Source organism: Mucilaginibacter sp. UYCu711, assembly GCF_050433825.1.
Lineage (GTDB): Bacteria > Bacteroidota > Bacteroidia > Sphingobacteriales > Sphingobacteriaceae > Mucilaginibacter.
The window spans coordinates 39,616-59,660 of the sequence record NZ_JBNPWM010000016.1 but is presented as its reverse complement, the minus strand read 5'-3'; the positions used below and the strand labels follow the sequence as shown (position 1 = coordinate 59,660).

Below are 20,045 nucleotides of genomic sequence, written 5' to 3'. Positions count from 1 at the left end.
TATAATTTGGTATTGGTATTCAGAAATCTAATATATGTAACTATGCTTATTTTCTTTCCCTCGTATCAAATTAAATACAAAATGAGTATCAGATAGATGGGGTAGGTTATTAATTTCACAATGTTCATCTTTGAAATAACCAATTATTGTAACCCAATAAAACAATTTATGAAGTGCTCTACCTGCCGCTATCAGTGTAAAATAGCTGGGCCCGTTTTTTTTGCAGCCCTGTTTTTGTTTGCCGGGGCCAATGCGCAGCGGGTTGCCAATGGCACCATAAATCGTAAAGCACTGGTGAGCCGGCATAATATCACCATTACCAACCCAAAGCTTAGCGGCCCTACCCAGGTTGGCAACGGCAATTTTGCTTATGGGTTTGATATTACGGGCATGCAGACCCTTAGCGATAAGTTCAGTACCATGTCGCACTGGGGTTGGCATAATGTGCCGCTGCCCGATGGTATGACGGTAGCATCATTTATAAAACCAAAGGTTGAAACCCACGGCCGGATGATAGGCTATGACCTGCCCGACCCTAACCAACCCAAAATAGTAGACTGGCTGCAAGCCAACGTACACCGGCTTAATTTAGCAAGAATCGGCTTAACACTTACCAAAGCCGACGGCACAATTGCGACAGTAACCGACCTTAAAACCCCGGTACAAAATTTAAATTTATGGACAGGTGTTGCCGAAAGCAATTTTATGCTGGAGGGCGAAGCAGTAAAGGTTATTACCATATGCGATCCGGATAAAGACATCATAGGTTTTAAGATAGAATCGAGCCTGATAAAAAAAGGGAAACTTGGGGTGTTTATCGAGTTCCCATATGGCAACACAAATAATTTTAGTAACGGGTCGGATTTTAATAAACCATCGGCACACAAAACATTATTAAAATTAGCCGGCAACAATACCGCAGTTTTTGACCGCACAGTAGATAGTACCATTTACCAGGTTATTGCCAAGTGGACGGGCACCAATAAAATAGAAAAAACCAAAGAACACCGTTACGCTATTCAGCCGGACAAGAATGATGCATCCATTGAATACGTTTTTGCTTTCTCACCAAAAAAGATCAATTATATTTTACCCGCTTTCGCTAATATAAAAACTAAGAGCAGCGCACATTGGCCCGCGTTTTGGAAAAGCGGCGGAGCGATAGACTTGTCAAAAAGTAAAGATCCGCGTTGGTTTGAGCTGGAGCGACGGATAGTACTGTCGCAATATGATATGGCCATAAATGGCGCGGGCGATTACCCGCCGGCAGAAACCGGCTTGGTAAGTAACAGCTGGTACGGCAAGTTTCATTACGAAATGTATTGGTGGCACGCGGCCCATTATGCCTTATGGAACAAGTGGCCCATGCTAAATAAAAGCTTGCATATTTATGCAGACAAGCTAAACTCATCCATGCAACGTGCAAAATTTCAGGGCTATGGAGGGGCACGCTGGCCCAAATGTACCGGCCCCGACGGGCGCGAATGGCCATCGCTTGACCATGCCTTCCTGATCTGGCAACAGCCGCATCCTATATTTTTTGCTGACCTGGATTATCGGGCGCACCCTACCTTACAAACCCTGAAAAAATGGGATAAGGTGGTTGAAGAAACCGCTAATTTCCTGGCATCGTACGCATTTTTAGATACCGTGAGAGACCAGTATATTTTAGGCCCGCCGTTAAGGGTGGTGTCTGAGAATAATGATAAAGTTAAGCTCGACGCGCAAAACCCGGCATTTGAGTTGGCCTACTGGCGTTTTGGCCTGCTAACCGCCCAGCAATGGCGCAAAAAATTAAAGCTGCCGCCAAACCCTAAATGGGATAAGGTGCTTAAAAAACTATCGCCCCTGCCTGAAAAAGACGGGCTGTACGAACAATGGGAAAACATCACTGATATGTGGACAAAGTTTAATTACGAACATCCGGCTTTAACCGGGATGTATGGCGTTTTACCGGGCGACGGTGTTAATTTAACCACAATGGAAGCAACCTATCAAAAAGTTAAAGCAACCTGGCAATGGGAAAGAAGCTGGGGTTGGGACTTCCCTATGGTAGCTATGAACGCCGCACGTTTGGGCCACCAAGAAGATGCCGTTGATTTCCTGTTACACCCGGCTAAAAAGTTTGGCTTTGATGAGCATGGCATGGTTGGCGGCGGTAATCCCTATCCTTATTTCCCGGCAAACGGCGGCTTATTATATGCTGTCGCGATGATGACCGCGGGCTGGGATGGCGACAAAAATGTTAAACAACCCGGCTGGCCTAAAGATGGATCGTGGATGGTTAAGTGGGAGGAGCTGAGTAAGGCGCCGTAAAGCTTTTTAATAGTTGCGCTAAGGCGCAACTATCGAGTTGTACCGTGAACTATGAAATTAAAAAGCCAATCTTTTATAGCTATATCCCAACTTTCTTTAACCCTGTCAAAACACTCCATCTGTGGGGTAAGGCCCTCATGTTTAAAATGGACAATTGTTTTATTTCCGTACCGCCTAACACAAAAAACCATTTTGGTGCCAGTCCATTCCGTTTTGTTTTCCAACCAATTAAGCAGGCAATCGGTAACCAGCCATTCTATTTTTTTACCCGGAATAAGGCCAACTACTTGTTGTTTTGAATAATGAATATCGCCATGCCGGATAATAAATTCATCACTCAATTGCGCATGGCTGCCCTCAAACTCCGGGTTCCACCATTTCTTAACTTCAAAAATGCAATTAAAAACATAACCCCGGGTTTGGTCAACCTCAATAATTACTTCACAAGTTGTCATCTCTTAGTTAAACCTGGTTATCGTTGCTTAAATTCGCCTTTACCGGTGATAAAATAAGAACGCAGGCTATTGGCTATCCAGTGCGTCCACCCGGGTTTGCAGTCCTTGTAACATTCAAGGCCGGGGGTTAAACCCTCATGGGTAAAATGCAGATCAATAGCGCCCCCATGTTCGTTAATGTCAAAAATAAGGCGGGTGCCTGCCCATTCTGTTTTGTCGGTATACCAGGGCATATAGCAATCGCCTATCAACCACACTATGCGTTTTCCGGGTATCAGTTCGGTTACAGTGCAATTAAAGAATGAATCGCCGCCCATTTTTATGATAAACTCATCGTTTTGTTTCGCTGTGTTTCCACTAATATTTACGCCCCACCATTCTGTCACCTTGCTTATTTTTTTGATGGCTTCATCGGCACTAATGCCGGCAGAAATGCTGATGTTAAAATTGTTGTCCATGTTTGCTTTGTTTTTTATACAAAGATGAAACAATGGCAAATTTATGTATTGTAAAAATCGGAACTCAGCTGGTAAAATGCCTTGTAGCTAATTCATTGGTGCTGTTTTGCAGCTCGGTTGGTGTGGTCCCTGTAAATCTTTTAAAAGCCTTTATAAAGTGCGATTGATCATGATAATGGTGATATATATGCTCCTTTAAGCTTTGCGGGCTGGCTCTAATGGCATAAGCCTGGTAAAACTGTTTAAAGCGTACAATTTCTGATAGATTTTTTGCACCGGTACCCAGATGCCCGGTAAATTTTCTGTGAAGCCAGCGCGCGCTATACCCGGTTTCTTTTTCTAATTGGGTTACCGTAACTAATCCCCTTGAACTTTGTATGCGATTAATACAGTAATCGTAGATATTATCGGACGATGTTTTATCCAGTTGTTGAATCAGGAAGTTTTCAAGCACCTGCAATTTTTGAAAAACATTTTCTGTTTCAGCAAGTTGCCTCCGGATAACTTCTGCCCGGCTGCCGATCAGATCAGACAAACCCAATATCTGATTTTTTAATTCGGCAAAAGGTAAATGAAAGAACCGGTAAGCGCCAAGAGGATTAAATTCGATAATGATGGTGCCTGTTTGGGTGTCTTTATAGGGGTCAAGCGTAACGGGGGTATCGATAAGGCCGGTAAGGGTCAACTCATTTTCATGCTGAATAAATAATTTGCCGTTGATATCAGCAGTTATGCCATTACGATAACTAAGTGTAAGTTTAAGATTGGCATTCGGCACAATCAGCTTCCGTTCTGTATCAGGAAGCCGCCCACCGCTCTCAAATACATGTATTTTGGCTACGTACGTGCTCAATATCGGATGAGGTTGAATGGGTATGAAGCGAAAATCTGTCATGATTAACTTAAAGGTACGGTGCTAAACAGATAGTTGCAAATGCAGCAGATCCCCGGGGTGTTATTACAACGAATCCCTTAACGTAACTTTAAACGGTATCGCCAAATGCTCCTTTGTATTATTCAGCGCCATTTCGGCGGCTTTCTCGCCCATCATTTTAAAATCGGTTGATATGGTGGTGATGCCGTTAAGGATGATTTTTTTAAGCGGGGTTTCATTGTAGGATATTACGCCGATATCCTGCCCTACTTTTAATTTACTGCTGATGATCTTTTCTACCAGCTCAACCAGGTCGTTCTCCATTAGGTTGATATAGACCGTGCCCGATTGCAGGGTTTCATTAGCCAATTCATGGATGGTGGCATATTCAAAGGCGTACTGCCTGCAAAAATTGATGAACCCTTTCAGGATCTCCTTAGGATAATAACTATGTTCGGGGAAGATGATCTTGAGCGTATGGTATTTGCTCAGCTTATCTAAAAGCTGTGTTAAGGCATCGTAGATATCTTGTTCAAAATTTTCATAGACCGCGCCAAAATCGCCGGTGATGTTTTCCAGGCGGTCCATCAGTATTAGTTTATCCTTTGGCAGATTATTGATAACCGCCCGGGCACTTTCCGTGTTCTCAATAAAATGCGGAACGATGATAAGTTTAGAGTAATGATCGATATTACCCGTAAGTAGTTTTTTAAAGAAATTAAAGTTGCTGTTATAGATGTAAAAATCGATAGCGGCATTGCTGCCCAATACCTCGGCAAAGGCATCATAAATAATTTTTTTATGGCTGCTTAACTTGTTAAACAACAGCAAAACTTTTATAGGCTGGTTAAACTGCGTGTTGCTTATAAAATACCCCTTGCCGGCTACCGAATTTATAACATTGTATTTGCGTAACTCTTTATAAGCACGCTCTATAGTATTACGGGCGACTTCTAAGGCGATGCTTAGATCGTTTATTGATGGTAAGATATCATCCTTCTCTATTTTCTCCTCCTCAATGCCGCGCAAAATGCTGTTGCAGATCTGCAAATACTTGGGCGTGATGGAGTGTTCATCTATCTGGATAATCTTTAAATAATTTTTCATCTCAAATAATAGGACAGTAGGGGATAGTTAACCAAAATCATTTTTGTTAACTTGCCTTAACCAATTATACATCCTTTTTTGATAAACAATGAGAAAAGTCTCCTTTTTATTTATTGCCCTTTTTGCGGCGCAGCTGTGCCTGGGGCAGGTAAAAGTACAACATTTACAAACCGAGAACCTAACTAACCCTAACAGCGTCGACGCTTTATCGCCGCGGTTTAGCTGGCAGTTAAATGCCGGCACTTCCCGCAACGTTATGCAAACCGCTTATGAGCTAAAGGTTAGCGGCCCCAAAGGCGCCGTATGGGCTCCGGGTAAAGTTACCGGCGATGAGTCGCTGTACATAACTTATAAAGGTTCGCCATTAGCGTCTGGCCAGAAATATACCTGGCAGGTTAGGGTTTGGGACAATAAAGGTAAAGCATCAGAGTGGGCAACTGCATCCTTCCAGATGGGCCTGTTAAGTGAAGCCGACTGGAAAGCGCAATGGATAGGCCCTGTTACTGAAGAGGCATCGCGTCCAAGCCCACTATTTAGGAAAGGCTTTTCTATCAGCAAAAAAATAAAATCGGCGTTTGCGTATATCACGGCTCATGGTTTATATGAGGCACATATTAACGGACAGCGTGTGGGTACAGATTATCTAACACCCGGCTATACCAGCTATAACAAACGCATCCAATACCAGGCTTATGATGTTACCAACCTGTTAAAACAGGGTAATAACGCTATTGGCGCGTCATTGGGCAGCGGTTGGTACCGCGGTATTTACGGTATTGGCACACGTAAAGAAATTTACGGTAAAGACATCGCCCTGCTATTGCAGATAAATATCACCTTTACAGATGGAACAACGGCTACAATCGGCACAGATGGTACCTGGAAAACTTCAACCGGCGGGGTGCGTTATGCCGAGGTTTATATGGGATCAACTACTGATGCCAGGATGGAACAAAAAGGCTGGTCGACATCAACTTTTGATGATTCAAAATGGACCGATGTAGCTGTACAAAACTATCCTAAAAACATATTAATAGGTACGGTTAATGAGCCGGTTAAAAAGCACGAAACATTTAAATCGGTTAAATTATTTACCACGCCAAAAGGCGAAAAGGTTATCGACTTCGGCCAAAACCTTGTTGGGTGGGTAAAATTTAAAGTTAAAGGTAATACAGGCGACAAAATTGTGATCTCGCACGCCGAAGTAATGGACAAAGCGGGTAATTTTTATACAGACAACCTGCGCGACGCTAAATGTATAAACACTTTTATACTAAAAGGCGGCGCCGAAGAAACTTTCGAGCCGCAGTTTACCTGGCAGGGTTTCCGTTATATCCGTATAGAGGGTTATCCGGGCGAGATCAAACCGGAGGATTTTACCGCTACGGCCGTTTATTCGGACATGCCGGTTACCGGAACTTTTACCAGCTCTAATCCACTGATCAATCAATTACAACATAATATTGAGTGGGGCCAGCGCGGCAACTTTATTGATATCCCTACAGATTGCCCGCAACGTGATGAGCGTTTAGGCTGGACCGGCGACGCGCAGGTGTTTTCGCGCACGGCAACGTATAACATGAACGCGCATAATTTCTTTACCAAATGGTTAAAAGATGTTGCGTTAGATCAGTTTGCAGATGGCAGCGTACCGCACGTTATCCCTGATGCTTTTGATAATGGCAAACCATCAGGCGGTGGTGGCAGCGCGGGCTGGAGCGACGTTGCTACCATTGTGCCATGGAATATGTATTTGGCTTATGGCGATAAAGAGATATTAGCTAATCAATATGGCAGCATGAAAGCCTGGGTTGATTGCATGAAAGGCCGCAGCCATAACAACCTTTGGAACACAGGGAGCCACTTTGGCGACTGGCTGTTTTTCACCCGTAATGATGATAACGATGGCACGGCAGCTATAACAAGTAAATATTTAATAGCGCAGTGCTTTTATGCTTACTCAACCCAATTGCTGATAAACGCGGCCAAAGTTTTAGGTAAAACTGACGATGAAGCAACTTATACTAAGTTATTAGCTGATGTAAAATCGGCCTATATAAAAGAGTATGTTACGCCAAACGGTTTGATATCATCTGATACGCAAACGGCCTATACACTGGCATTACAATTTGATATGTTGCCTGAAAACCTACGAATGCAAGCGGCAGACCGGTTAGCGGCTAACGTACGTCGTTATGGTAATCACTTAACTACCGGCTTCTTGGGTACGCCTTACTTATGCAGCGCGCTTAGTCGTTTTGGGCATGCTGATGTTGCCTTTACATTATTACTGCAACCAAACTACCCATCATGGTTATACCCGATAAAAATGGGCGCCACCACCATTTGGGAAAGATGGAACGGTATCCATCCTGATGGCACATTAGAAGTACCATCAATGAACTCGTACAACCACTACGCCTACGGCGCAATTGGCGACTGGATGTACCGCACCGTTGCAGGTTTAGATACTAAAACCGACCAGGTAGGTTATAAGGGTATCGTCATCAAACCAACCATAGGGGGCAACTTTACCAGTATAGCAGCCGATTACGAAACGCCTTATGGCAAAGCAAGCTCGCATTGGAAAATTGATGGCGGTAATTTTGTGCTGGATGTAGTTATCCCGGCAAATACAACTGCCACCATTTACGTACCAACCAAAGGCGATAGCGCGGTTACCGAAGGCGGCAAACCGGTTACAAAAGCTGCCGATCAAATAGCGGGCTACACTGCGGTTAACGTTGGCTCAGGCACTTATCATTTTACAACAACAATGTAATACCTAAACAAATGGAAGTAATTTTCGGAGTAATATTTCACTTTATCGGCGGTTTTGCTTCCGGTAGTTTTTATATCCCTTATAAAAAAGTAAAAGGCTGGGCCTGGGAAAGTTTCTGGATAGTGGGCGGTATTTTTTCATGGTTGATAGTTCCGCCGTTGGCTGCGTGGTTAACCGTTCCGCATTTTTTCGATATCATTAAAGCTACCAACGGTGGTATATTGGGTTTAACCTATTTCTTTGGCTTATTATGGGGTATAGGCGGCTTAACTTATGGCTTGGGTGTGCGCTACTTAGGTGTATCATTAGGCAGTACCATTATATTAGGCTTATGCTCGGTATTCGGCGCGCTGGTGCCTGCTGTTTATTATGAGTTTTCACCCAAGGATGGTAAAGACAGCATTGGTATGCTGGCGTCAAGCCACTGGGGGCAGATCGTATTGATAGGCATAGCGGTATGCGTTCTCGGAATTATTATCTGCGGACGTGCAGGTACGCTAAAAGAGCGGGACTTAAATAAAGCAGGCGCGGCAGCTAATGAGAATAAAGATTACAAATTCGGTTTAGGTATTACCGTAGCGATCATATCAGGTGTATTAAGTGCCTGCTTTGCTTTTGGTATTGATGCCGGTGCAGATATGGCTAACGCGGCTAATGTGGCCTGGAGAGAAGCTAATCATATTACAGATAGCGCTAACTTCCTTTACAAAAACAACGTTACTTATATCGTTATCCTTTGGGGCGGTTTAACCACCAACTTCATTTGGTGTATGATCTTAAATGCACGTAACAAAACGTTTGGTAATTATACCGATAGCAAAACCCCGCTGTTAAAAAACTATATATTCTCGGCGTTAGCCGGCACAACCTGGTTCCTGCAGTTCTTCTTCTACGGCATGGGCGAAAGCAAGTTGGGTAATGGCGCAAGCTCATGGATCCTGCACATGGCATTTATCATCCTGGTGGCCAACATGTGGGGATTGATATTGAAAGAATGGACGGCCGTAAGCAAAAAAGCATTTACCACCTTAGTTGTGGGTATAGTAACCATTATCCTATCGGTTGTTTTGGTGGGCTATGGCAATAATTTAAAAGATAAAGAAGCCGCTAAAACAGCGCAAATAGAGCAAACACATTAAATAAATATCTAAATCAGGGCGCTCCTATGGAGCCGGGAAGATTCTTTTTACATTTTCTATAAACAGGGAGCTCCTATGGGAGCAATATAGTTGATCAAAATGTAAGAGACTCCAGCGGAGTTGCCTGTTTATAGAAAAAAACAAAAAAGGAATAGGCTCCATAGGAGCCGCCTAATTAACTGGAAATAATAATACGATCAACAACAAACAGTACAATGTCTATCAAAGAAACAAATTTTAAGCACGTAAGCTATTTATGGGACGATGCGGAGGCTGCAAAGCTTGCGGGTGATGAAGTGGCCCTTTTAATATACCGGTCGAACCTTTTGGGCGCCGACCTGCGCCTGACCAACTACGGCGGCGGCAACACATCCTGCAAAGCTATGGCTAAAGATCCATTGACCGGCCAGGAGGTTGAGGTAATGTGGATCAAAGGATCAGGCGGTGATATCGGTACGTTAAAGAAAAGTGGCCTTGCTGCATTGTATGTAGATAAACTGCGTAGCCTTAAAAATGTATATCGCGGTTTGGAGCATGAGGACGAAATGGTAGAGTTGTTTAACCACACCATTTACGACCTGGCATCAAAAGCACCATCAATTGATACGCCGTTACACGGATTTTTACCATTTAAACATATTGATCACCTGCACCCTGACGCGGCTATTGCCATCGCGGCAGCAAAAGATGGTAAGCAAATAACTGCCGACCTGTTTAAAGGCAAAATTGGCTGGGTTGAATGGCAAAAACCGGGTTTCGAGCTTGGCTTGCTATTAAAAGCTTGTTTAGATGCTAATCCGGGTATCCGTGGTATCATGTTAGGCTCGCACGGGCTATTTACCTGGGGCGATACCGCTTACGAAAGTTATATCAACACCCTTGAGGTAATTGAGCAATGCGCTGAATATTTGGAGCAAAACTATGGCAAGAAAGGTCCCATCTTCGGGGGTAAAAAACTGGATAGTTTAAACGAAGCCGGCCGAAAAAAGCAGGCTATCGCGTTAGCGCCGATACTGCGTGGTTTCTGTTCGTCAAAGCAAAATATGATCGGGCATTTTACAGATGATGCCCGTGTGTTGGAGTTTATTAACTCAAATGATCTGGATAGATTGGCACCATTGGGTACCAGCTGTCCGGATCACTTTTTAAGGACAAAGATCAGTCCGCTGGTATTGGAGTTAGGTAAGGATGAGGATCTAACCGATGTTGAAGCGCTTAAGGCCCGCCTTGCTCCCGCGTTTGACGCTTACCGTGCCATGTATACTGAATACTATGAAACCTGTAAGCACCCGAACAGCCCGGCTATCCGCGATGCTAACCCGGTAGTTATTTTGTACCCGGGCGCGGGTATGTTCACTTTTGCTAAGGACAAACAAACCGCCCGCGTTGCCGCCGAGTTTTATACCAACGCCATCAACGTAATGAAAGGCGCCGAAGCGATTTCTGATTATACCTCGTTACCTCGCCAGGAAGCGTTTAATATTGAGTACTGGTTGTTAGAGGAAGCTAAACTGCAACGTATGCCTAAGCCAAAAGCATTATCGGGCCGTGTGGCATTAGTTACAGGTAGCGCAGGTGGTATTGGCAAAGCTATCGCCAAAAAATTTGCCGAAGAAGGCGCATGTGTTGTGTTGAACGATATGAATGCCGAACGCCTGGAAAGTGCCGGCGAAGAGTTTAAAAAGCTATTTGGTAAAGACGCTTATACCACAGCGATATTGGATGTTACCAAAGCAGATCAGATTGACAGCGCAGTAGCTGAAGCTATTTTAGCTTTCGGTGGTGTGGACCTGATCGTTAATAACGCCGGGCTGTCTATCTCAAAAACTATTGCAGACCATACCGAGAAGGACTGGGACCTGCTATATGACGTATTAGTGAAGGGCCAGTTCCTGGTAACGCAGGCAGCTTCTAACGTGATGAAGAAACAGGATATTGGCGGCGACATTATCAATATCGTCAGCAAAAACGCGTTGGTAAGCGGCCCCAACAACGCCGGTTATGGCAGTGCCAAAGCTGCGCAGCTACATTTAAGCAGGTTAAATGCTGCAGAGTTGGGTGCCGATAAGATCCGTGTTAACGTGGTTAACCCTGATGCGGTAATTAGCGACAGTAATATCTGGGCCGGTGGCTGGGCCGAAGGCCGTGCTAAAGCTTATGGCATAACCGTTGCCGAACTGCCTGCCTATTACGCTAAACGCACCTTATTAAATGAAGTTATCCTGCCGGTAGATATTGCTAATGCCTGCTTCGCTTTTGCAGGAGGCTTGTTAGGCAAATCAACCGGGAATGTTTTAAATGTTGATGGCGGTGTTGCCGCTGCATTTGTAAGATAATATACTATGGAACAGCAAAAAATTGATGAGTTTAATCATCAGCATATAAAAGACCATCAGCGCAAATTTAATTTCGTTGCCGAGGATGTAGCTAAACTGGACGATGTACTGCAAAAGCTGCAGGCATTTAATATCGCTATACCAAGCTGGGCTTTGGGTACGGGCGGCACACGTTTTGGCCGTTTCTCGGGCGGTGGCGAGCCGCGCAATCTGGAGGAGAAGATCAGTGATGTGGGGATGATCCACGCGTTAAACCGTTCAAGTAATTCTATCTCGCTGCATATCCCGTGGGATATCCCTGAAAATGCAACGGCTATAAAAGCCCATGCGGCGCAATACGGTTTGCATTTTGACGCGGTAAACTCTAACACTTTCCAGGATCAGAAAGATGCCAAGCTGAGCTATAAATTTGGTTCGTTGCACCATACGGATAAAGCGGTGCGCGATCAGGCCATCGCTCACAATATCGAAGTAATAAAATACGGTGTTGAGCTGGGTTCTAATGCGTTATCGGTTTGGTTGTCTGACGGATCAAACTTCCCAGGGCAATTGAACTTCCGTAAGGCGTTCCAAAACACATTAGATAGCTTGCAGCAAATTTATGCTGCCCTGCCTGACGATTGGAAAGTTTGGATTGAGTACAAACCATTCGAGCCAAACTTCTATTCGACCACTATTGGCGATTGGGGACAATCGCATTTATTGGCTTCTAAATTGGGTAAAAAAGCGTTGACGCTGGTCGACCTTGGTCACCACCTGCCGAATACCAATATTGAGCAGATAGTTTCTTTATTGCTAATGGAGCAAAAACTGGCCGGTTTCCATTTTAACGATTCAAAATATGGCGATGACGACCTTACCGTAGGCAGCATTAACCCATATCAACTGTTCCTGATATTTAATGAACTGGTGGAAGGGATGGATGCCCGTGGACTAAATCATGCTACCGGTATTGGCTGGATGATAGACGCGTCGCATAACGTCAAGGACCCTATCGAGGATTTGATCCAATCGGTAGAGGCTATTAAAATTGCTTATGCACAGGCCTTGTTGGTTGATACCAAAGCATTGGTTGACGCGCAGAATGATAACGACGTAGCTAAAGCGCAGGAAATCTTACAGACCGCGTACCGTACAGATGTGCGCCCGTTATTGGCCGAGGCTCGTTTACGCGCGGGCGGTGCTTTGAGCCCTATCGCGCTATATCGCGAAGGAGCGGTGCGTGCTAACCTGATTAAACAACGCGGCGAGAAAACTCAGGCAACCGGCTTATAGCATGAACCCTATACCAGTTATCGCGGTTTTTGATGTGGGCAAAACCAATAAAAAGCTATTTCTTTTTGATGAGAGTTATAATATTGTTTTTGAACGATCGGCCAGGTTTAATGAGATTGTTGACGAGGACGGCTTCGCCTGCGAGAATTTAGACGCGCTGAAAAAGTCCGTATTGGATTCGCTTAATGAAGTAAAGCGGTTAAAAGAGTTCAGGTTAGAAGCGGTTAACTTTTCGGCCTATGGCGCCAGCTTTGTTTATTTGGACAAGGATGGCGAAGCTATTGCACCTTTATATAATTACCTGAAGCCTTATCCTGAGAAGCTTAAAAAACAGTTTTATAATACCTATGGCGATGAGGCTAAAATAGCTTTTGAAACCGCCTCGCCGGCATTGGAGAGTTTAAACTCCGGCCTGCAGCTTTATCGCATTAAATATGAGCAGCCCGAATTATTTAAGCGGATAAAATACGCGCTGCACCTGCCTCAGTATTTGAGCTATTTAGTAAGCGGCCGAGCTTTTTCAGACTGCACCAGCATTGGCTGCCATACCGCCCTTTGGGACTTTGAAAAGAATGATTACCACAACTGGGTTAAACAGGAAGGCCTTACAAATATCCTTGCACCAATAGCACCATCAAACGGCGTAGTTGAACCGGCTATTGAAACAGAGCATTACCAGGTAGGCATGGGCCTGCACGATAGCTCGGCAGCGCTGATACCTTATCTGGCAAGTTTTAACATGCCTTTTGTATTGCTGTCTACCGGTACCTGGTCCATCAGTTTAAATCCCTTTAATCAATCGCCCTTAACTGCGGCGGAATTAGAAAAAGACTGTTTAAATTATATCCAGTACAAAGGCAAACCTGTTAGGGCATCGCGCCTTTTTAGCGGGCATGAGTATGATGTGGGGATTAAAGCCATTGCTGAAAAATACGGTGAGGACGTAATTAAATACCGTAATATCTCCTATGATACCGATTTGGAGGGCGATGACATAACCGCTTATTTTGAGCTGATGAATAACCTTGTCGCGAAGCAAAAAGAAGCCACTGACCTGGTATTAAATAACAGCCCTGTAAAAAGGATCTTTGTTGATGGCGGATTTAGTAAGAACGCGGTGTTTATGAACTTGCTGGCAAAGGCTTACCCTGATGTTGAAGTTTATGCCGCATCAATGGCGCAGGCTACGGCGTTAGGCACAGCGCTGGCTATGCATTATGCCTGGAATACCAAACCAAGTATCCCGGGCGACCTGATCAACCTAAAATATTATTCAGGCTTAAACGCGTTCGAGTAATAAGGGATACGTTTTATTAGATTTCCATTGTGGGATGTACAGGTTCTCATCCCTATCAACACAAACATCATGAGGGTGGATGAAAGTATCATCCGCCTTTTTTTGTGGCTGTAATATATTATCTGCATAAACAGGTTCGGTACCGCCGGGAGTTGAAACTACACGATCGTTCTCATCAATAATAGTAATATAACCCGAGCCAGAATTATCATTCCGTTCCGACCGGAAAACTGCCCCATATATATTATTACCGCTAATTACCGGCCGGCAAATAAAGGAGCCGGGCAGGTTAATAACGTCAAGGTACTGGCCGTCCATCGTAAACCTTTTTAAGGCATTATGATTTCTTGATGTCAGCAGTAAAGTAGGTTTTGCTTTGCGATAGTCGATAGCTACGCCATGCACGCAATCAAACTGGTAAGGGCCATCGCCCCTACCACCCCAATGGCGGATATACTTGCCTTTGCTATCATACTGGATCACAAACTGGTGCCCGTAGCCATCGGTTACATAAATATCACCGTTAGGCGCAATGGCTGTTTCGGTAGGTTTATATTCATCTGCCGATGTGTACAATAGGATCTCTTTAGGGAAATCCAGTACCATCAGCTCCCTGCCCGAAAGCGTAGTTTTAATAACCTGATGGCGTTCGGTATCGGTGATATATAAAAACTCCTCGCCGCCTTCGTTACTCAGCGTAAGGCCATGCGCGCCGGGATAGGTTGTACCCCAGCTATTGACCACCGTACCATCTTTGTTATAAACCAAAATATTATTTTGCGTCTCGTTGGTAAGCAGGTAAAGCAGGCCGTTTTTAGCCATCACCATTTCATGGCAATCGTTAACCGGGTAAGTACCTGTAGGGGGAATCCCCCAATTGGTATTAACCCGGTATTTAAATCCATTATTGCCAATTATCCGGTTATTTTCGAGCATTATATGGTATCTATTTGGTTAATGCATGTTCTTTTAGCAGATCAAAAAATCCAACCGATTCCAGATCAGCTTTTAAATCGTTATAACCCGCATCTGATAGTGTTACCAAAGGCAACCTCGGGCTATGCAGGTCCGATCCTAACATTTTAACAATAGCACGTTGTGCCGCTATCGACGGATGCTTGATAATACAGCGGATAAAATCAACCACCTTTGCCTGTAAATCGCGGGCTTCATCCAGCTTACCGGCACGGAATAACTCAATAATTTTTAAATAAACCGGCGCGGCAAAAGTATAGGTACTGCCAATGGCTCCCTGCGCGCCTACAGCTAATGCAGGTAACAACATTTCGTCATAGCCGGACAGCACATCAAACTTGCCGTTTTTATAGTTCAGGCAAGCCTGTAATTCGTGCAGGGTTGAAGCCGTATATTTTATACCAGCAAGGTTAGGGATCTTTTCTTCACCTAATTTTAAAAAGTCAACCATATCCATACCTACACCGGTTAGCGTCGGCATGTGATAATAGTAAAATGGCAGGTTTGGCGCACCCGAAGCGATATCGGCCATGCAATCAACCAGGTTTTGTACCGATGTTGGCTTGAAATAAAATGCCGCTACTGATGATATGGCGTCGGCACCGATCTTTGAAGCATGTGCCGCCAGTTTTTTACTTTCCTGTATAGAGGTGTGCCCCACATGCACCAGCACTAAAAAGCGTTTAGCTGCTGCCTTTACATAGGCTTCGGCTACCGCCATGCGCTCTTCAATGGTAAGGTTTGGGCCCTCGCCATTTGTGCCGCAAATGTATACGCCGGTAAGCCCGTCGGCTATTAATTTATCAACCAGCGACGGTATGAGTTCTAAGTTTAATGATCCATCCGGTTTATAAGCCGAAAACGTTGCTGCAACTATTCCTTTTATCTTCATGTTAGTATCGTAATATTATATATCTGCTTCAAAAGCTTTTACTTCTTCAAATTTAGTATCGCCATGTACTAATTTACCTAAACGCGGTTTGCGGTTGTTGTAAACCTCGACAGCATCGGCATCCGCATAGCGTAAAAACAGGATGCGTCTGTCACGGTCGGTCGAATAATTACCGTCTGATTTATGAAGCATCCAGCAATTAAATATCAGCGAGTCGCCGGCTTTCATTTCCATTGGTACAGCCAAACTATCGTCAGCGGCTACCACAATTTCCGACTGTGTTTTTTTCTGCTCCTCGCTCTGCTGCACCCTTATTTGTCCCTGCTTGTGACTGCCCGGGATGAGCCATAAGCAGCCGTTTCCACGGTCGGTATCATCCAATGCGGTCAGCGTTGTTAACGCGTTGTAGGGCTCTAATTCGCCATAGCCGTTATCCTGGTGCCAGCCGAATGGCTTGGTGTTGCCTTTCATTTTAAAAGTAAGTTGTGATGTTGCTCCTTTTACATTTGGGCCTATCAGTTGTGTTGCCACATCAACCAGCGGGCCGTCGAAATAATAATCCCTAACGGCTGGCGCTTTATGGTGAATGTTTACCAATAGCGAGTTTTGCAGCCAGCTTTTGGTAGGATCGAAGCCTTCCTTCTCCTTGTCCCATGCCGTCATACATTCCTGCTGCATTTGGGCAACGCCTTCCGGCTTTAAAATCCCCTTAATAATCAAGAAGCCTTGTTCTTTAAAAGATGCTAATTCTTCATCTGTCAGCTTCCGGTAGTTAAATAACCCTTCCTGTTTCATCTTCTTATTTATTGTTTGGTCAATTCTGTTAAACTGATGGTTTTAAAGGCAATGCCTTCATATGGTTTGGTTATACCAGCTTCATATAAGCAAGCCACTTCTTTATTATTGTATACTGCTATGTCGCTATACGCAGATGGCCCCGGGAAAACCACCTGGCTGATTGGCCAGGTTTTACCATCATCAAAACTGGCGCGGATAGTTACATTAGCACGGGTTAGCTTATTGGCCGGGTTAATAAAGAATAATACTGACTTCTTTTTCGATAGCCGGTAGTTAAGCAAGCTGCCCTGACATACCGGCTCGATGAGTGTGGTATCGGTTGTTACGTCGCCCCAAGTTTGGCCACCATTGGTACTGGTTGTTACCAGGCGGGTTTTGTTGGCACGATCGGCATTGCGGATATTCATCATCAGGTTGCCATTTCCTATTTCGGCCATGGTAACCTCGTTTGTTCCGGCCTGCGGAGTGTTCTCGCCAAGCTTCCAGGTTTTGCCATGATCGTCAGAATAAATAGTATGCACAAAGTTTTTACCTGTAGCAAACTCAATGTGATTTACCGGCACAGCTAAGCGACCCTTGTATTTTCCGGTTGATATTTGCACGCCATGGCACGGGCCGGTGGCATACCAGGTCCAGCCGGGAAGTTTTACATCATTGGTGATCTCCCTGGCGGTCGACCAGGTTTTACCTTCATCAGCCGATGAAAGCACGTACACATTACGGCCATATTTACTGCTTTGGGCTTTAATATCCTTTTCATGATCAGTGCCAAAGTTCCAGGTGCTTATCAGCCAGATCTTACCGGTAGTTACATCCTGTATGGGTACGGGATTGCCGCAGGTATTGGTCGAGTCGTTCCAGACAACTTGCAATGGTCCCCAGGTTTTACCGCCGTCAGCAGATCGGCGCAGTACAAGGTCGATATCGCCGGCATCCAGGCAATCTTTTTTTCTGCCTTCGGCAAAAGCCAATAGCATACCGCTTTTTGCGGTGATCATTGACGGGATACGGAAACACATATAACCGTTATCGCCGGGTTTATAAATGTAGTTTAAAGCCTCGGTTGTTGTTGCTGTAACCGGCGCAGGTGGGGCAACAGCCGCTACGTTTTTAGCTGTCTTTGTAGGATTCTCGGCAGCACCGTTTAGTATCCACGGTAAATCGAATTTGCTGAATACAATAGAGCGCTGGCTGGTTGTATTATTCTTAACGTCCTCATTATATTCTATCAAAGCACCTATATGCCTGTCGGCAGTTTTGGTAAGGCTTGAGTAACCACCCAGTTTACCCGGCTCCGAGCCAAAAACAGGTATATCACGCCCTACCGGGTAGCTATTTCCCTCATCATAGCTGATCCGGATCATCATGGCGGTCCTTGTTTTTTGGCTGGCCGAGTTCAAAAATAATATTCTATTAGGTTCCGGATCATTATAGCGCCATACCGAGCCCTGGCTTGCAGGATCGGGCAGGTTTGTATCCGATGCCCAGTTGTTAAAACCACCTTCTAACGAGCCGGTAGCTACCTGGCGGTAACGCGGTAAAGTTGTTACAGGACGATCATTCCTTACCATATCGCCGTTTAGTTTTTCTATAATAGTTGCTTCTGTTGATTTTTTTGTACCCTGGTCGTACACAGCATCTTTCCAGGTAACACCATGATCTGAGCTATAAATATTGCGTCCGTAGGCGGGCACAATTAAATAGCCCGCATTTGGCCCATGTATTTTTTGGATGCCTACGCCCGGGCCAATCCAATCTTTTGTCCGTTCCGCAGGTTGGGTAGTAGCGGTAACATTTACCGGTGCCGACCAGGTAGCGCCTTCATCAGTACTTGAACAATAGTAAATTGTACGTTCGCCTACGGCGAAATCTTTAAATGTATTATCAGCTTTATTATAGTGGGTGGAATCGTTCTTCACCATAAACACAAATATTTTACCGTTCTGCTGGTCGACAACTGTAGTAGGGTTGCCCATGGTATAATTGCCGGGATCGGCAATTACTTGCAGCTTGCCCCAGGTAGCGCCATTATCTAATGAGCGTTTGCATACGATATCAATATTTGCGTAATCTTTATTACTGTTCTTCCTGCCCTCGCAAATAGCCAGCAAATAACCATGACCGGCCGATCTTACCAATGACGGGATCCTGTAAGAATGATAGCCATCCTCGCCACCGGTAAATATCTTTTGGACCGAATATTCGGGCGCTGCCGGAGCTGGGGCTTTTTGCGCATTTGCATAAGTGGATGCGGCTAATGTAAGGGTGGTTGTTAAAAACAAGCCCATAACAAAATGCACCGGGTTGGCTAAACGTGTTTTCATTTTCTTGTATAATCCAGGTTATGAAGAAATTTCAGTTCAAATATATCATTATGTTCTACATAATAACGAATTTATTTTTATATTTGATGTACCAATTAGTTCCTGTTATGAAAAAAATATCTTTTGTAATGCTGATCCTATTATCAGCGTCATTATTAAAAGCACAAACAGTTATTCATTTATATAAAACTGTACCCAACTCTAAAAGAAATAATGTAGTGGAGGTGAATGACACTACATCAAAAAGAGGAAAGGTTAGCAAAGTTGTAGACCCAACCCTTACCGCGTTTTTACCAGAGCCTGCCAAAGCCAACGGAACAGCCGTGATAATTTGCCCGGGCGGCGGCTACTCTTATTTAGTAGTAAACGATGAAGGCGCGCACGTTGCCCGCGATTTTGCAGCACATGGTATAGCTGCCTTTGTTTTAAAATACAGGTTGCCAAGTGATGTAATTATGGTTAACCGGGAAATTGGCCCGTTGCAGGATGCGCAACGCGCCATCCAGATTGTGCGTGAGCGTGCGGCTGAATGGCATATAGATGCAACCAAAGTAGGTATTATGGGATTTTCGGCAGGGGGGCATTTGGCATCAACGTTGTCAACCCATTACCAAAAGGCAGTTATTGATAACCCGAACAACATTAACCTGCGGCCGGATTTTTCGTTATTGATATACCCGGTTATAACTTTCCAGGATAGTATATTACATAAAGGCTCTAAAAAAGCGCTCATAGGTGAAAACGCTACCCCAGAAAAAACACGAGAATATTCTAACGAGCTACAGGTAAACACTGATACCCCGCCGGCATTTTTAGTACAGGCGGCTAATGATAAAGTTGTGCCGGTTGCCAATAGTATAAACTATTTTATGGCACTACAAAAGCATGGCGTTAAGGCCGAGATTCATATTTACCAGGAGGGCGGCCACGGCTTCGGCATGAACAACGCTACTACTAAAGATAAATGGATGGACCGCTGCTATAATTGGTTATTGCAAAACCACCTTTATCAATAAA

15 protein-coding genes are annotated in these 20,045 nt (G+C 44.5%); 7 read left to right on the top strand and 8 right to left on the bottom strand.

Features of this window, described 5'->3' with window-relative positions; all coding sequences use genetic code 11:
• The first annotated feature begins 168 nt into the window (after window positions 1-168).
• Window positions 169-2,316: a hypothetical protein gene (locus tag ABIB50_RS25705; RefSeq protein WP_429384720.1), complete on the top strand. Its 2,148-nt coding sequence runs from the start codon at window positions 169-171 to the stop codon at window positions 2,314-2,316.
• Window positions 2,317-2,345: 29 nt separating this feature from the next.
• Here ABIB50_RS25705 and ABIB50_RS25700 read toward each other — a convergent pair whose 3' ends face one another.
• The 4 genes from ABIB50_RS25700 to ABIB50_RS25685 form a co-directional block, all read right to left on the bottom strand.
• Window positions 2,346-2,771 (bottom strand): hypothetical protein, encoded by a 426-nt coding sequence (locus tag ABIB50_RS25700; RefSeq protein WP_429384718.1) that lies wholly within the window; start codon window positions 2,769-2,771, stop codon window positions 2,346-2,348.
• Between the two features lie 17 nt (window positions 2,772-2,788).
• The gene (locus ABIB50_RS25695) at window positions 2,789-3,229 is read right to left on the bottom strand and encodes an SRPBCC family protein (protein ID WP_429384715.1); all 441 of its coding nucleotides are present in this window, start codon (window positions 3,227-3,229) and stop codon (window positions 2,789-2,791) included.
• A gap of 64 nt (window positions 3,230-3,293) precedes the next feature.
• Window positions 3,294-4,124, bottom strand: a complete 831-nt coding sequence (locus tag ABIB50_RS25690) for a helix-turn-helix domain-containing protein (RefSeq protein ID WP_429384712.1) — start codon at window positions 4,122-4,124, stop codon at window positions 3,294-3,296.
• Window positions 4,125-4,187: 63 nt separating this feature from the next.
• On the bottom strand, window positions 4,188-5,210 hold the full coding sequence (locus ABIB50_RS25685) for a GntR family transcriptional regulator (RefSeq protein ID WP_429384709.1): 1,023 nt from the start codon (window positions 5,208-5,210) through the stop codon (window positions 4,188-4,190).
• A gap of 88 nt (window positions 5,211-5,298) precedes the next feature.
• Between ABIB50_RS25685 and ABIB50_RS25680 the strand changes: the two genes are divergently transcribed.
• The 5 genes from ABIB50_RS25680 (at window position 5,299) to ABIB50_RS25660 (ending at window position 14,039) form a co-directional block, all read left to right on the top strand.
• Window positions 5,299-7,992 (top strand): glycoside hydrolase family 78 protein, encoded by a 2,694-nt coding sequence (locus ABIB50_RS25680; RefSeq protein ID WP_429384706.1) that lies wholly within the window; start codon window positions 5,299-5,301, stop codon window positions 7,990-7,992.
• 11 nt (window positions 7,993-8,003) lie between these two features.
• Window positions 8,004-9,131 carry an L-rhamnose/proton symporter RhaT gene (gene rhaT / locus ABIB50_RS25675; protein ID WP_429384703.1) on the top strand — a complete coding sequence of 376 codons (1,128 nt, stop codon included), beginning with the start codon at window positions 8,004-8,006 and terminating at the stop codon, window positions 9,129-9,131.
• Between the two features lie 215 nt (window positions 9,132-9,346).
• Complete coding sequence (locus ABIB50_RS25670; RefSeq protein WP_429384700.1) at window positions 9,347-11,467, top strand: bifunctional aldolase/short-chain dehydrogenase; 2,121 nt, start codon at window positions 9,347-9,349, stop codon at window positions 11,465-11,467.
• A gap of 6 nt (window positions 11,468-11,473) precedes the next feature.
• Window positions 11,474-12,742, top strand: a complete 1,269-nt coding sequence (locus ABIB50_RS25665; RefSeq protein ID WP_429384697.1) for an L-rhamnose isomerase — start codon at window positions 11,474-11,476, stop codon at window positions 12,740-12,742.
• A 1-nt stretch (window position 12,743) separates the two neighbouring features.
• Window positions 12,744-14,039: an FGGY-family carbohydrate kinase gene (locus ABIB50_RS25660; RefSeq protein WP_429384694.1), complete on the top strand. Its 1,296-nt coding sequence runs from the start codon at window positions 12,744-12,746 to the stop codon at window positions 14,037-14,039.
• Here the strand turns inward: ABIB50_RS25660 and ABIB50_RS25655 are convergent.
• The 4 genes from ABIB50_RS25655 to ABIB50_RS25640 are packed head-to-tail and all read right to left on the bottom strand — an operon-like array spanning window position 14,022 to window position 19,028.
• On the bottom strand, window positions 14,022-14,975 hold the full coding sequence (locus ABIB50_RS25655) for a 6-bladed beta-propeller (protein ID WP_429384692.1): 954 nt from the start codon (window positions 14,973-14,975) through the stop codon (window positions 14,022-14,024). The two genes, ABIB50_RS25660 and ABIB50_RS25655, sit on opposite strands and share 18 nt — an antisense overlap.
• Window positions 14,976-14,985: 10 nt before the next feature.
• Window positions 14,986-15,906 (bottom strand): dihydrodipicolinate synthase family protein, encoded by a 921-nt coding sequence (locus tag ABIB50_RS25650; RefSeq protein ID WP_429384689.1) that lies wholly within the window; start codon window positions 15,904-15,906, stop codon window positions 14,986-14,988.
• 15 nt (window positions 15,907-15,921) lie between these two features.
• Entirely contained in the window at window positions 15,922-16,701 is a 780-nt protein-coding gene (locus ABIB50_RS25645; RefSeq protein ID WP_429384686.1) for a phytanoyl-CoA dioxygenase family protein, read from the bottom strand.
• Between the two features lie 8 nt (window positions 16,702-16,709).
• Window positions 16,710-19,028 (bottom strand): sialidase family protein, encoded by a 2,319-nt coding sequence (locus ABIB50_RS25640; protein WP_429384683.1) that lies wholly within the window; start codon window positions 19,026-19,028, stop codon window positions 16,710-16,712.
• A 107-nt stretch (window positions 19,029-19,135) separates the two neighbouring features.
• Between ABIB50_RS25640 and ABIB50_RS25635 the strand changes: the two genes are divergently transcribed.
• Window positions 19,136-20,044: an alpha/beta hydrolase gene (locus ABIB50_RS25635; protein ID WP_429384680.1), complete on the top strand. Its 909-nt coding sequence runs from the start codon at window positions 19,136-19,138 to the stop codon at window positions 20,042-20,044.
• Window position 20,045 lies beyond the last annotated feature (1 nt).